Raw genomic sequence first — 12,639 nt, 5'->3', positions numbered from 1 at the left:
AATGTCTCGTGTAGCAAAAATGCCGGTCGCCGTACCCCAGGGTGTGGAAGTGGCCATCAAAGAAGACCAGATTAATGTCAAGGGCGCCCTCGGTGCTCTGGCGCTGACGCAAAACGCGCTTGTTAGCATCAAGAACGATGACGGCAAGCTGACGTTCTCGCCTGCCAATGACTCGCGTGAAGCCAATGCCATGAGCGGCACGATGCGCCAGCTCGTGAACAACATGGTGACGGGTGTGACCAAGGGCTTCGAGAAGAAGCTCAGCCTGGTTGGCGTGGGTTACAAGGCCCAGGCGCAAGGCGCCAAGCTGAACCTCACGGTGGGTTACTCCCATCCTGTGGTGATGGACATGCCGGCTGGTATCAAGGTCGAAACCCCAACGCCTACGGAAGTAGTCATCAAGGGTTCCGATCGCCAACGTGTGGGCCAGATCGCCGCTGAAGTGCGTGCAGTTCGCCCTCCCGAGCCTTACAAGGGCAAGGGCATCCGTTATTCGGATGAAAAAATCACGATCAAAGAAACCAAGAAGAAATAAGGAGCTGCATCATGTTGACCAAAAAAGAGCAGCGCCTTCGTCGTTCACGTCAAACCCGTATCCGCATTGCTACGCAAGGCGTTGCCCGTTTGACCGTAAATCGTACCAACCTGCATATTTACGCCAGCGTTATTTCTGGCGACGGCACCAAGGTTCTGGCTGCTGCTTCCACCGCGGAAGTGGAAGTTCGCAAGGAAATTGGCGCCTCGGGTAAAGGTGGAAACGTTGCTGCTGCGCAAGCCATTGGCAAGCGTATTGCCGAAAAGGCAAAAGCAGCAGGTGTGGAAAAAGTGGCGTTTGATCGCGCCGGTTTTGCGTACCACGGCCGCGTCAAAGCGCTGGCTGATGCGGCTCGCGAAGCTGGTTTGCAGTTCTAAGCAGACTGGAATTAAGTATGGCTAAGTTTCAAGCAAAATCGCAAAACGACGCTCCAGACGATGGTCTGAAGGAAAAAATGATCGCGGTCAACCGCGTGACCAAAGTGGTGAAGGGCGGCCGTATTCTCGGTTTCGCTGCACTCACCGTGGTTGGTGACGGTGACGGCCGCGTTGGCATGGGCAAGGGCAAGTCGAAAGAAGTGCCGGCAGCCGTGCAAAAGGCCATGGAAGAAGCGCGCCGCAACATGACCAAGGTCTCGTTGAAGAACGGTACGCTCCACCACAATGTGTTCGGTCACCACGGTGCCGCCAGCGTCATGATGGCGCCGGCCCCCAAGGGTACCGGCATCATCGCTGGCGGTCCCATGCGCGCTGTTTTTGAAGTAATGGGCATTACCGACATCGTGGCCAAAAGCCATGGTTCGAGCAACCCTTACAACATGGTGCGCGCCACGATGGATGCACTGAATAACTCCACGACGGCCTCTGAAATTGCGGCCAAGCGCGGAAAATCAGTCGAAGAAATCTTCGGCTAAGGCGGCATTGAAATGACCAAAGAAACCAAAGTAAAAGTCCAGCTGGTTCGCAGCCCGATTGGCACGAAGGAATCACACCGCGCGACTGTGCGTGGTCTGGGCCTGCGTGGCGTCAACAGCGTCAGCGAATTGCAGGACACGCCCGCAGTGCGCGGCATGATCAACAAGATCAGTTATCTGGTCAAGGTTATCTGAGCGGAGACTCAACATGGAATTGAACGGAATCAAGCCTGGCCAGGGCGCAAAACATGCCAAACGACGCGTCGGTCGTGGCATTGGTTCGGGCCTGGGTAAAACGGCTGGACGCGGCCACAAGGGACAGAAGTCCCGCTCTGGCGGCTATCACAAAGTGGGCTTCGAAGGCGGTCAAATGCCTATGCAGCGCCGCTTGCCGAAGCGCGGTTTCAAGTCCCATCTGCTCAAGTTCAATGCCGAGGTCACACTCACCGCATTGGAGCAGCTCGGCTTGGCCGAAGTTGATCTGTTGGCGCTGAAGCAAGCTGGCCTGGTGGGCCAACTGGCCAAGAACGTCAAGGTGATCAAATCTGGTGAATTGACGAAAGCGGTCAAGCTGAGCGGTATTGCTGCTACGGCGGGCGCCAAGGTCGTGATTGAAGCCGCTGGCGGCTCCATTGCTTAATACTTGACTGGGACCAATCAGTGGCAACCAACTCGGCTCAAATTGCAAAAACCGGCAAGTTCGGTGACCTGCGCAACAGGCTCGTGTTTTTGCTGCTGGCACTGGTGGTGTACCGCATCGGTGCGCATATTCCAGTTCCGGGCATTGACCCTGGCCAGCTGAAAGAGCTGTTCAAGGGCCAGCAGGGCGGCATATTGAATTTGTTCAATATGTTCTCTGGCGGCGCCTTGTCGAGATTCACGGTGTTTGCCTTGGGCATCATGCCGTACATCTCGGCCTCCATCATCATGCAGCTGCTCACCTATGTGATTCCCACATTCGAGCAGATGAAAAAAGAAGGTGAAGCTGGTCGCCGCAAGATAACGCAATACACCCGCTATGGAACGTTGGGCTTGGCCTTGTTCCAGTCCATGGGGATTGCAGTCGCGCTGGAAAGCTCACCGGGCCTGGTGCTGGCGCCGGGCTTTGGATTCAGGATGACGGCGGTATTCAGCCTGACGGCCGGTACGATGTTTTTGATGTGGCTGGGTGAGCAGATCACCGAGCGTGGTCTTGGCAATGGTATTTCGATTCTGATTTTTGCAGGTATTGCTGCGGGCTTGCCCAATGCAATGGGTGGGCTGCTTGAGCTGGTGCGTACCGGTGCCATGAGCATTCTTGTTGCAATCGTGGTCGTCGCTGTTGTTGTGCTGGTGACCTATTTTGTGGTGTTTATTGAGCGGGGGCAGCGCAAGATTCTTGTGAACTATGCCCGCAGGCAGGTTGGCAACAAGGTGTATGGTGGGCAGGCTTCGCATCTGCCGCTGAAGCTGAATATGGCGGGTGTGATCCCTCCGATCTTCGCATCGTCCATCATTTTGTTGCCTGCTACGGTGGTAGGTTGGTTCAGTACCGGTGAAAGCATGCGTTGGCTGAAAGACATTGCCAGCACGCTGACCCCGGGCCAGCCCATCTATGTGATGCTTTATGCCAGCGCGATCGTGTTTTTCTGCTTCTTTTACACGGCTTTGGTATTCAATAGCCGCGAGACCGCAGACAACCTGAAAAAGAGCGGTGCCTTCGTACCAGGAATTCGGCCGGGTGATCAGACAGCACGTTACATCGACAAGATCCTGGTGCGTTTGACGCTGGCGGGTGCGGTTTACATCACCTTCGTGTGCCTGTTGCCAGAGTTTTTGATTTTGAAATACAACGTGCCGTTTTATTTTGGTGGTACGTCATTGATGATTATTGTGGTGGTGACCATGGATTTCATGGCCCAGGTACAGAATTACATGATGTCGCAGCAGTATGAATCGTTGTTGAAAAAGGCAAACTTCAAGACGTCGTTAGGTGGTTGATGGGAAATGTCTAAAGATGATGTGATCCAGATGCAGGGTGAGGTTGTCGAAAACCTCCCAAATGCAACTTTCCGGGTCAAACTGGAAAATGGACATGTTGTACTAGGACATATCTCTGGGAAAATGCGGATGCACTACATTCGCATTCTTCCTGGCGACAAGGTGACAGTTGAATTGACACCTTACGATTTATCGCGTGCACGAATAGTGTTCCGTGCCAAGTAAGCACAAAGTGAAAGTTTAGGAGAAAGAAATGAGAGTTTCAGCTTCGGTTAAGAAAATTTGCCGCAACTGTAAAATCATCCGCCGTAAAGGCGTTGTTCGCGTGATCTGTACAGATCCACGCCATAAACAGCGTCAAGGCTGATTTTCAAGAGATTTAGAGGACGCACATGGCTCGTATCGCTGGTATCAATATTCCGCCGCAGCAGCACGCCGAAATCGGCTTGACTGCAATCTTTGGCATAGGTCGTACACGTGCTCGCAAAATTTGCGAAGCATGTGACATTGCCTACGCGAAGAAAGTCAAAGATCTGACTGACGGCGATCTGGAAAAAATTCGTGACCAGATTGCTCTGTTCACCATCGAGGGCGATTTGCGTCGTGAAACCACGATGAACATCAAGCGCCTGATGGACATCGGTTGCTATCGTGGTTTCCGTCATCGTCGCGGCCTGCCAATGCGCGGCCAGCGTACCCGGACCAACGCCCGTACCCGCAAGGGGCCGCGTAAAGCCGCTGCTTCGTTGAAGAAATAATTGAGAGGTCGTCATGGCAAAATCACCAAGCAATAACGCCGCGCAGCGCGTTCGCAAGAAAGTACGCAAGAACGTGGCGGATGGCATTGCCCACGTCCACGCTTCTTTCAACAACACGATCATCACGATCACGGATCGCCAGGGCAACGCGTTGTCTTGGGCTTCCTCTGGTGGCCAGGGCTTCAAGGGTTCACGCAAGTCGACTCCTTTTGCAGCCCAGGTTGCATCGGAAGTGGCTGGCCGTGCCGCCATTGAGCAAGGCATCAAGAACCTTGATGTTGAAATCAAGGGCCCTGGTCCAGGACGTGAATCATCTGTGCGGGCACTGGGCGCGCTGGGCATTCGAATCAATTCGATTGCCGACGTGACCCCTGTTCCTCATAACGGCTGCCGCCCCCAAAAGCGTCGCCGTATTTAATCGCCTTGTCTTATCATGCCTGGCTGCTTGCAATGCAAGCAGCCAGGCATTAGACATTTTTCGTCAAGCCCACCGCCGTTAGGTTAACACCGAAGGCTCCTGCAGCAGTTGCAGCAGATCAAAAGGATATTCAAGTGGCACGTTATCTCGGCCCCAAGGCCAAACTCTCCCGCCGTGAAGGCACCGATCTTTTCCTGAAGAGCGCACGTCGTTCTATCAGCGACAAGGCGAAATTTGACTCCAAGCCAGGTCAGCACGGCCGTACCTCCGGTACCCGTACGTCGGACTTCGGTCTGCAATTGCGTGAAAAGCAAAAAGTCAAGCGCATGTACGGCGTGCTTGAAAAGCAATTCCGCCGTTATTTTGAACAAGCTGATAGCCGCAAGGGCAACACTGGCGCCAATCTGCTGTTCATTCTGGAGTCGCGGCTCGACAACGTGGTTTACCGCATGGGCTTTGGCTCCACGCGAGCAGAAGCACGCCAGCTGGTTTCCCACAAGGCCATTACCGTGAACGGTAGCTCTGTGAACATTCCTTCTTACATGGTCAAGACCGGTGATGTGATTGCTGTTCGCGAAAAGTCCAAAAAGCAGACTCGCGTCACGGAAGCGCTTGAGCTGGCCAAGCAAGTTGGCCTGCCTGCATGGGTGGATGTGAACGCTGACAAGGGCGAAGGCGTCTTCAAGAAAGTGCCTGACCGTGATGAGTTTGCCGCCGACGTCAACGAATCGTTGATCGTCGAGTTGTACTCACGCTAATTTTCGTTCCTGCGATACGGGGCACCGTATCGCCAGGGTGTGCTTCGCCGGCCTTATCGGTGTAACGAACCGAGGGTATTGAGAGGAAGACTGCATGCAGACTAATTTGTTGAAACCAAAAACTATTAATGTTGAGCAGCTTGGCGTCAATCGCGCCAAGGTGACTCTGGAGCCTTTTGAGCGTGGCTATGGCCACACGCTGGGCAACGCGCTGCGCCGCGTATTGCTGTCGTCCATGGTTGGCCACGCTGCGACAGAAGTGACCATCGCTGGTGTTTTGCATGAGTACTCTTCCATTGATGGTGTTCAGGAAGATGTTGTTAACATTCTGCTGAATCTCAAAGGTGTGGTGTTCAAACTGCACAATCGTGATGAAGTTACCTTGAGCTTGCGCAAGGATGGCGAAGGTCCTGTGACCGCTGCCGACATCCAGACGCCCCATGATGTGGAAATCATCAATCCTGAGCATGTGATTCTGAACCTGTCGCAAGGCGGCAAGATCGATATGCAGATCAAGGTTGAAAATGGCCGCGGCTATGTGCCTGGCAATGTGCGCCGTTATGGTGACGAATCGCCGAAGTCGATTGGCCGTATCGTGTTGGACGCCTCGTTCTCCCCCGTCAAGCGCGTGAGCTACACCGTCGAAAGCGCTCGTGTCGAGCAGCGCACCGATCTGGACAAGCTGGTTCTTGAGATTGAAACGAACGGTGCCGTGACGGCAGAAGATGCGGTGCGTGCATCGGCTAAAATTCTGGTTGAGCAGCTGGCTGTTTTTGCTCAGTTGGAAGGCAATGAATTGGCTGCATTCGATGCGCCAGTCCAGCGCAGTTCGCAGCAGTTTGACCCCATTTTGCTGCGTCCCGTCGATGAGCTTGAACTCACCGTGCGCTCGGCAAACTGCCTGAAAGCAGAAAATATTTACTACATTGGCGATTTGATTCAGCGTACTGAAAATGAGCTGTTGAAAACCCCCAATCTGGGACGGAAATCTCTCAATGAGATCAAGGAAGTGCTGGCCTCTCGCGGCCTGACACTTGGAATGCGTCTTGAAAGCTGGCCTCCTGCAGGCCTCGACAAGCGTTAATTGAGTCGGAAAATCTCATCATCATGATGAGATAGTGCACAGGCAGTACCTGATACGGCTGCCTGGATATTAAAGAAAGGAAGCACTATGCGCCACGGACACGGACTACGTAAATTAAACCGCACCAGCGAGCACCGCCTCGCCATGCTGCGTAACATGATGAACTCACTGATTCAGCATGAAGTCATCAAAACCACGCTCCCTAAGGCCAAAGAATTGCGCCGCGTTGTCGAGCCAATGATTACGCTCAGCAAGGAGCCTACGCTTGCGAACAAGCGCCTGGCATTTGACCGTCTGCGCGATCGGGACATGGTGGTTAAGCTGTTTGCTGAATTGGGCCCTCGCTACAAGGCTCGTCCTGGTGGCTACACGCGTATCCTGAAGATGGGTTTCCGCGTCGGCGACAATGCACCTATGGCGCTGGTTGAGTTGGTGGATCGCCCTGAAGTGTCGGAAGACACTACAGCTGATGTGGCTGAAGCAAAGTAAGCTATAATAAATACATATCGCGCGGTGGAGCAGCCTGGTAGCTCGTTGGGCTCATAACCCAAAGGTCGTAAGTTCAAATCTTGCCCGCGCAACCAACATCCATGCCGTCTAGGCTGGTAGCAAACGCCCACTTCATGTGGGCGTTTTGCTTTGTAGCCCACTCATAGCCCATTTCTAGCCCGCTTATAGCCCAACATTTTTGGGAACTTGCAATTGCGACCATTGGGTACCCACGGCGTATACTCCGATACCTTGTCGCCCCAGAAACGGGAGTCTGCAGAGCTTTTTGACACCGCCAATAAGGTCGAGTGGTGGTATCACAACCCTGTAGGCGCTTCGCGCCCCGACTCCGTGAGCCTGTACAAATGGTCTGGCGGGACAGGGTTCTTTCCGGACTTCGCATTGAAAATCAAGCGCCGCAAAGAAGGAGACGGCATCGCTCTCTTTGAGGTCAAAGGCCCACACCTTCAGCAGTTCGACCGCGGAAAGGCCGCAGCCCGGCATGCGGTCTACGGTCTGGTTTCGATGGTGGGAGAGGCCGGAGCCGACGGTGGCTTTCGATTGTGGCGGCTCACAGATGAAGACGAACTTGTTGACGATGTGCCGTTTGAGGTTTCGCGTCGTCTTCACTCCCGAATGCCGTCTTCGACGGGAACCCGGGGGGCCTCGTGCGGATTCCGGGTACGCTGACCACCCGTGCCTGGGACGGTAACCGCTGATCATTTCACGAAGTTATGCTGGTATAGACCATGCTGCGGAAGTCAGCTCAAGACGGCTATGGATAGCTTTACATAGCAGTCTCTACGCATAGATCTCAACTAGGAATAGTTCGTCCTGGCGCCCTGGCGTTGATGCAGGTGTGGCGCGGCGGAACACGGGGAGCACCTTCGAAGTACTAGACATAGTCGCGGCGGCAGTGTGCAGCGGTAGTCCCATTTCAGAGACCGCCACGGGCATCTCTTTCACCGAGGCCGACCTCACGACGAAGGAGAAGGCGCTCGCACGGCTTGACGCGCCGGACACCAAGTTATGGAGGTTCCGCGCGCAGGACTTGTTGATACGGTTCTTGCAAGCGCTGGGACTATGTATAGAATTCGCCGGCTCCTCGCGCTTCCCACCATGGGGGCTGGCGTCGTTCATCGTGCGGCAACTATTCCTAGTTGAGATCTATGCGTAGAGACTGACTGCTGACCTACACCTATTCAAACTGCTACCGGGGTGTTTCTATGCTCGCCACAACGTTGCGGCACACTGAATCGCCACACTGTAGCTTCGATGTACCTGACCCATGCTTTATAAATAAAAGCGCTAGAATCCAAACCAACATAGCCGCCACGCCTCTGCCCTCAGCATGCGCAACCTTGGCGGCTTTTTTCATGGTTTTTTCCGTTTTCGTGTTGCACCGCTAATAGTTGCTAGTGACGCAAGCTTTTGTCTCCCTATTCTGGAGGTCCGTTGTCTTTGTGTTCAACAGCGATTGCAAAGTGGTAGGTATGAGCAACTCCAATACCGCAGGGGAAGATGACAGTCCAATTGCGTGAGTGGTTGGGTCCACGGCTAGGACCACAAGACAATTGGTGCTGCGTCGTGGAGAAGGCCGATGATGAATACTGAATGCGGACAACAACACTTTTGGGAGGCAATCAATGCAATGGATCTCTGAAGGCGATCTGAAGCGCTGGTCAGAACGGCTTGACGCACGCGCGTTGCTCATCGACATGGTCGGTGATCTGATCCGAGCCACAGTAGCCGATGCAAGCCAATTCCGTTTTCCAGGAGGCGACTCCGCGCAGATCCGAGGGTTCGACGGGGATCTGGAGACCACGGAGGCGATCTCCGTGGTTCCAGGTCAGAAGTCCAAGTGGGAATTTGGGGTATCGCCCGGGCGCGGGAAGGCTGATGGCGACTACGAGAAGCGCACGGGAAAGACCGATCCCGCGATCATGCGAGAGAACACACTGGTCATCGTGAACCTGTGCCGCTGGGACGTCCCGAAGACGACCCTCGTTGATTGGGTAGCTGAAAAAAAGGGCGAGAGCAAATGGCTCGACGTGAAGTACATCGACGGTGTTGCGCTCGTGCAATGGCTCGAGGAGCATCCGGCCGTCGCCGCGACATACGCCCGCCGCGTTCTTGAAACGGCCCCGCGCCATGACGCGCTGAGCACCGACGAGTTCTGGGAGCGATACAGCACAGGCTTCAAGCCCACCCTCTCTGGGCAGGTTCTCTTGTGTGATCGTGATGAACAGCGCCAGCAGCTGCTGCAGGCGCTCGGCGGTAGGCCTCAGAACATTATGCTCGGCGCCGAGTCCGCTGAAGAGGTGATCGCGTTCGCAGTGGCGGCCATCCGTTCTGCCCCCGAGGATCAGCGTCGATTGCTTGAGGCACGGACCTTGATCGTGGAGTCGGAGCAGGCCGCCCAGTTCTTGACGGGCCGGAAAAACCTTGTCTTTCTGGCTTGGAAGTCAGCCGAGAATCTGACTGGCATGCTCGGTCAACGTGGCCCGACCCTGGCCGCCGCGACGGGCGTTCAGAGACGTCAGCACGCCAACCTCGCTCGCCCGACCGCCAGCGCCATGGCGGAAGCAATGGTGTCGATGGGTATTCCCAGGGAGGACGGCTACGAGCTCGCGCTTCGCTGTGGCCGCAGCCTGACCGTTCTGCGGCGCCTACGACCGTCCGGGATTGCTCAGCCGGCGCAATGGGCGCAGCACGCCAACAATTTGAAGCCGGCCTTGCTTGCAGGTGGCTGGACCGTCAACTCCAAGTTGGACACCGACGTGTTGGCTGCGCTGGCGGGGCACGGCGACTATGACGCTGTGGAGGCCTTGATTCGCCCGACGATGACCTTGTCGGACCCGCCGTTGGATCGCGTAAACGAAGTGTGGCAGGTGCGCGCGCCGGTCGATGCCTTTCCGTTCTATGGGCATCTCGTGGACAGCAAGGATCTTCAACGGCTGCGCGAGGCTGCAATCAAGGTTTTCAGTCATGCGGTCCCGCGTCCGACTCGGGATGAGCGGTTCAGCCTCGAGTACAAGCCGCCGGCAGACTACAGCTCGTGGCTACGAGACGGCATAGCCCTCACCCTATTGATGTTCGCGGCGATGCCAGAGGTGGGCGGGCTTCACTTCAACGAAACGACCCCACAGCAGTATGTCGACAGTATCGTGCGGGAACTTCCTGGCTTCGCCAAAGGGCACAAATGGCTGGAGCCCATCTTGGACCAGGCATCACTTCTAGCGGAGGCCGCCCCCAACCCTTTTTTGGAGGCCCTCGAGTCTATGCTCGAGGGCGACGGTGAGGCGGCCAAGCACCTGTTTGCGGCTCAGGGCGAAGACGACTTCATGTTCGGCCCGACAAGCCCACACACGTATATCTTGTGGGCGTTGGAGGTCCTCGCGTGGCACCCCGCGTACCTACAGCGCAGCGCACTTGTGTTGGCCAGGCTGGCTGAGGTCGACCCAACGCCATCCTCGCGAAATGGCAACCGGCCGCTCAACAGCCTCCGGGCAATCTTCATTAGCTGGTCTCCGAACACGCACGCGAAGTTGAGCCAGCGCATCGCCGCCATCGACGCGATCCTGCGTCATGTTCCGTCTATGGGGTGGGATCTGCTGATGCAGCTGTTGCCGCGCTCACACGACACCAGCTCGCCCACACAAAAGCCCAAACTGCGGGATGCCTCGCCCGTGGCGGCCGAGGAAATCACCTTCGGACTGGTGTGGGACACGGAAACTGAGATTGTGGGTCGTGCCATGAAAATGGCGCAAGGTAACGAGGAGCGCCTGATCGCCTTGGTCGAGGCGCTGCCGAACTTCCAGCCAGCTAGTCGATCCCAGGTGTTGGAGCTAATCGATCAATACCTTCAGCAGCACATGGATGGCCACGGGAATCCACTCTGGCACGCGCTACGGGAACAGGCGTCGAAGCACGCGTATTTTGAGGACTCTGACTGGGCGTTGAAGGGAGAAGATCTCTCCGCGATCCGGGAGATCATTGAGCGGCACGCGCCAACGGATCAGGTCGCGAAGATTCGCTTTCTTTTCGATGACTGGACCCCGCACATTGGAGAGCGCGATGGCGACGAGATTGCCGCCGTCGATCGTGCCCGTGCCGATGCCCTGTTCCGACTTTGGGAGTCAGAAGGCCAAGCGGGCATCTTGCGTCTGGCTGAAACGGCAAAGCTCCCTCAGTCGATGGGGCCTGCAGTCCAAAGCCTACCTCTGTCGCTCAACGACACCGAATCGTTGATGTTTGCGTTCTGGGATGCAGGCGGCGAGCAAGCGCAGATTGCAGTGATGCTTTCTGGCGCAGCCCGCACTCGCCTGGGTGATGAATGGAAAGCGCGTATGCGCGATTTGGTTGTGCCTCGGTGTGTCTCGAACCGCCAGGTGGCCGAGTTCCTGGCAGCGTGGCCTCGGGATCGGGAGACCTGGGCATATGTGGAAGCGCTTGGTAAGGATCGGCATGACGCCTACTGGCGGTACGCAGGGACCCTGCCTTGGCAGAGTTCGACGGAGGACCTGCTTTTTGCGGTTCAAGAGCTCCGCCGGGTCAACCGGAGTCTGCATGTGATCAACATGATCCATCGCCGGGCCAAGGACATTCCGAGCGATGTGCTCATGGGCCTCCTTGATGACGCGCTCCAGGAGCTTGCAGCGGGTGACATTGCGATCTCGAACATGCTTTCCTACTACCTCAAGGACGTTTTCGAGACGCTCAGCGGGCGAGACGACGTGTCGAGGCAGGATCTGGCAAGGCGTGAATACGCTTACTTGCCGCTCATAGAACGCGAAGCGAAATCCTTGGTGCTGCACGAGTTCATGGCCGAGGATCCTGCTTTCTACGTGGAAGTGCTCACCCACGTTTTCGCCAGCAAGGATGATCCGCGAGATCGCATTCCAACAGATCAGGAGCGTGCACGAGCCAAAACGTCATACAAACTGCTCAGCTCGTTCCATCGCCTGCCGGGACAACAAGGAAGTGAGATCGATGCTGTTGTGCTTCGGACTTGGGTGGACGAGGTGCGTCGCCTTGCCAGTGAGCGTGGGCGGGCGGCTATCGGGGACGAGTACGTCGGACAGCTACTGGCTCATGCGCCAACCGACACTGAAACTGGCGCTTGGCCGCCTGCGACCGTTTGCACGGTGATCGAGGGACTAGTCGCCGATGGAGTTGAGCGTGGATTAGAGGTCGAACGCATCAATATGCGGGGCGTTTACTCCAAGGCCTATCAAGAAGGCGGTGGGCAAGAGCGCAACTTGGCCCACACCTACCAAGGCTGGGCAAATGCAGCGCAAAAGTCGCCTCGGGTGGTCGCAATGTTGACGCGGATCGCAGAAACCTGGCTGCGATATGCGGAGCTGGCAGACATCGAGGCGGACAAGAGCATGCTAAAGCGCTGACTTCCGCAGCAACCGCCTGGAGGGCCGGCCGCTCCACCGGCCTTCGGGCGGCGGCCCTCCTCCGATTTGAGGATGGCCCGCGCAGATGTGTCCGGGAACTCCCACCTTGCTGCCCGCACAACGCTGCGGCCATGATCCCTCGAAACCAACGGATGCAGTGCTGGGAGGCGCGAGGCTCAATCAAAGCTCTGTGAGCTGCGCGCCCTGGTCCTGTGAAGTAATGGACTTGCAGTGCCCCTGAACAGCTCATCGAATGCCACTGGGCGGCTCGATACCTGCCGCTCGCTGTCGACCGTTCG

General features: G+C 56.3%; 15 protein-coding genes and 1 tRNA gene. All 16 read left to right on the top strand.

Going from position 1 to position 12,639, the window contains the following annotated elements; all coding sequences use genetic code 11:
* Nucleotide 1 precedes the first annotated feature (1 nt).
* The 16 genes from rplF (at nt 2) to PJE01S_RS25605 (ending at nt 12,340) form a co-directional block, all read left to right on the top strand.
* The gene (gene rplF, locus PJE01S_RS20885) at nt 2–535 is read left to right on the top strand and encodes a 50S ribosomal protein L6 (RefSeq protein ID WP_068835586.1); all 534 of its coding nucleotides are present in this window, start codon (nt 2–4) and stop codon (nt 533–535) included.
* Between the two features lie 11 nt (nt 536–546).
* Nucleotides 547–912, top strand: a complete 366-nt coding sequence (gene rplR / locus PJE01S_RS20880) for a 50S ribosomal protein L18 (RefSeq protein ID WP_007869273.1) — start codon at nt 547–549, stop codon at nt 910–912.
* 17 nt (nt 913–929) lie between these two features.
* A complete protein-coding gene (gene rpsE / locus PJE01S_RS20875; protein WP_068835584.1) occupies nt 930–1,448 on the top strand; it encodes a 30S ribosomal protein S5 in 519 nt (172 codons plus the stop codon).
* A gap of 12 nt (nt 1,449–1,460) precedes the next feature.
* Nucleotides 1,461–1,643 (top strand): 50S ribosomal protein L30, encoded by a 183-nt coding sequence (rpmD, locus tag PJE01S_RS20870; protein ID WP_068835583.1) that lies wholly within the window; start codon nt 1,461–1,463, stop codon nt 1,641–1,643.
* 13 nt (nt 1,644–1,656) lie between these two features.
* Complete coding sequence (rplO, locus tag PJE01S_RS20865; RefSeq protein WP_068835582.1) at nt 1,657–2,088, top strand: 50S ribosomal protein L15; 432 nt, start codon at nt 1,657–1,659, stop codon at nt 2,086–2,088.
* 20 nt (nt 2,089–2,108) lie between these two features.
* The gene (secY, locus tag PJE01S_RS20860; RefSeq protein ID WP_068835581.1) at nt 2,109–3,428 is read left to right on the top strand and encodes a preprotein translocase subunit SecY; all 1,320 of its coding nucleotides are present in this window, start codon (nt 2,109–2,111) and stop codon (nt 3,426–3,428) included.
* 6 nt (nt 3,429–3,434) lie between these two features.
* The gene (gene infA, locus PJE01S_RS24770) at nt 3,435–3,653 is read left to right on the top strand and encodes a translation initiation factor IF-1 (RefSeq protein ID WP_007869286.1); all 219 of its coding nucleotides are present in this window, start codon (nt 3,435–3,437) and stop codon (nt 3,651–3,653) included.
* Nucleotides 3,654–3,681: 28 nt separating this feature from the next.
* The gene (rpmJ, locus tag PJE01S_RS24765) at nt 3,682–3,795 is read left to right on the top strand and encodes a 50S ribosomal protein L36 (protein WP_011481465.1); all 114 of its coding nucleotides are present in this window, start codon (nt 3,682–3,684) and stop codon (nt 3,793–3,795) included.
* A 25-nt stretch (nt 3,796–3,820) separates the two neighbouring features.
* The gene (gene rpsM, locus PJE01S_RS20855; protein ID WP_068835580.1) at nt 3,821–4,186 is read left to right on the top strand and encodes a 30S ribosomal protein S13; all 366 of its coding nucleotides are present in this window, start codon (nt 3,821–3,823) and stop codon (nt 4,184–4,186) included.
* 13 nt (nt 4,187–4,199) lie between these two features.
* Entirely contained in the window at nt 4,200–4,604 is a 405-nt protein-coding gene (rpsK, locus tag PJE01S_RS20850; protein ID WP_007869288.1) for a 30S ribosomal protein S11, read from the top strand.
* A 134-nt stretch (nt 4,605–4,738) separates the two neighbouring features.
* Nucleotides 4,739–5,362, top strand: coding sequence for a 30S ribosomal protein S4 (gene rpsD, locus PJE01S_RS20845; protein ID WP_068835579.1), 624 nt, complete (start codon nt 4,739–4,741; stop codon nt 5,360–5,362).
* A gap of 94 nt (nt 5,363–5,456) precedes the next feature.
* Entirely contained in the window at nt 5,457–6,446 is a 990-nt protein-coding gene (locus PJE01S_RS20840) for a DNA-directed RNA polymerase subunit alpha (protein WP_068835578.1), read from the top strand.
* A gap of 87 nt (nt 6,447–6,533) precedes the next feature.
* Nucleotides 6,534–6,935, top strand: a complete 402-nt coding sequence (gene rplQ / locus PJE01S_RS20835; protein WP_068835577.1) for a 50S ribosomal protein L17 — start codon at nt 6,534–6,536, stop codon at nt 6,933–6,935.
* An 18-nt stretch (nt 6,936–6,953) separates the two neighbouring features.
* Nucleotides 6,954–7,030, top strand: a tRNA-Met gene (locus PJE01S_RS20830).
* 157 nt (nt 7,031–7,187) lie between these two features.
* On the top strand, nt 7,188–7,625 hold the full coding sequence (locus PJE01S_RS20825; RefSeq protein WP_169804410.1) for a hypothetical protein: 438 nt from the start codon (nt 7,188–7,190) through the stop codon (nt 7,623–7,625).
* Between the two features lie 956 nt (nt 7,626–8,581).
* Nucleotides 8,582–12,340, top strand: coding sequence for a hypothetical protein (locus tag PJE01S_RS25605; protein ID WP_068835574.1), 3,759 nt, complete (start codon nt 8,582–8,584; stop codon nt 12,338–12,340).
* Nucleotides 12,341–12,639 lie beyond the last annotated feature (299 nt).

Origin of the sequence: Polaromonas jejuensis NBRC 106434 (assembly GCF_001598235.1) — a bacterium.
In the GTDB taxonomy this organism is placed as follows: domain Bacteria; phylum Pseudomonadota; class Gammaproteobacteria; order Burkholderiales; family Burkholderiaceae_C; genus Polaromonas; species Polaromonas jejuensis.
This window is presented reverse-complemented; position numbering and strand designations above follow the sequence as displayed.

What these genes read in the sequence shown, in the direction of transcription:
- rplF (WP_068835586.1), top strand. Translation starts at nt 2, where the DNA reads ATGTCTCGTGTAGCAAAAATGCCGGTCGCCGTACCCCAGGGTGTGGAA.
- rplR (WP_007869273.1), top strand. Translation starts at nt 547, where the DNA reads ATGTTGACCAAAAAAGAGCAGCGCCTTCGTCGTTCACGTCAAACCCGT.
- rpsE (WP_068835584.1), top strand. Translation starts at nt 930, where the DNA reads ATGGCTAAGTTTCAAGCAAAATCGCAAAACGACGCTCCAGACGATGGT.
- rpmD (WP_068835583.1), top strand. Translation starts at nt 1,461, where the DNA reads ATGACCAAAGAAACCAAAGTAAAAGTCCAGCTGGTTCGCAGCCCGATT.
- rplO (WP_068835582.1), top strand. Translation starts at nt 1,657, where the DNA reads ATGGAATTGAACGGAATCAAGCCTGGCCAGGGCGCAAAACATGCCAAA.
- infA (WP_007869286.1), top strand. Translation starts at nt 3,435, where the DNA reads ATGTCTAAAGATGATGTGATCCAGATGCAGGGTGAGGTTGTCGAAAAC.
- rpmJ (WP_011481465.1), top strand. Translation starts at nt 3,682, where the DNA reads ATGAGAGTTTCAGCTTCGGTTAAGAAAATTTGCCGCAACTGTAAAATC.
- rpsM (WP_068835580.1), top strand. Translation starts at nt 3,821, where the DNA reads ATGGCTCGTATCGCTGGTATCAATATTCCGCCGCAGCAGCACGCCGAA.
- rpsK (WP_007869288.1), top strand. Translation starts at nt 4,200, where the DNA reads ATGGCAAAATCACCAAGCAATAACGCCGCGCAGCGCGTTCGCAAGAAA.
- PJE01S_RS20840 (WP_068835578.1), top strand. Translation starts at nt 5,457, where the DNA reads ATGCAGACTAATTTGTTGAAACCAAAAACTATTAATGTTGAGCAGCTT.
- rplQ (WP_068835577.1), top strand. Translation starts at nt 6,534, where the DNA reads ATGCGCCACGGACACGGACTACGTAAATTAAACCGCACCAGCGAGCAC.
- PJE01S_RS25605 (WP_068835574.1), top strand. Translation starts at nt 8,582, where the DNA reads ATGCAATGGATCTCTGAAGGCGATCTGAAGCGCTGGTCAGAACGGCTT.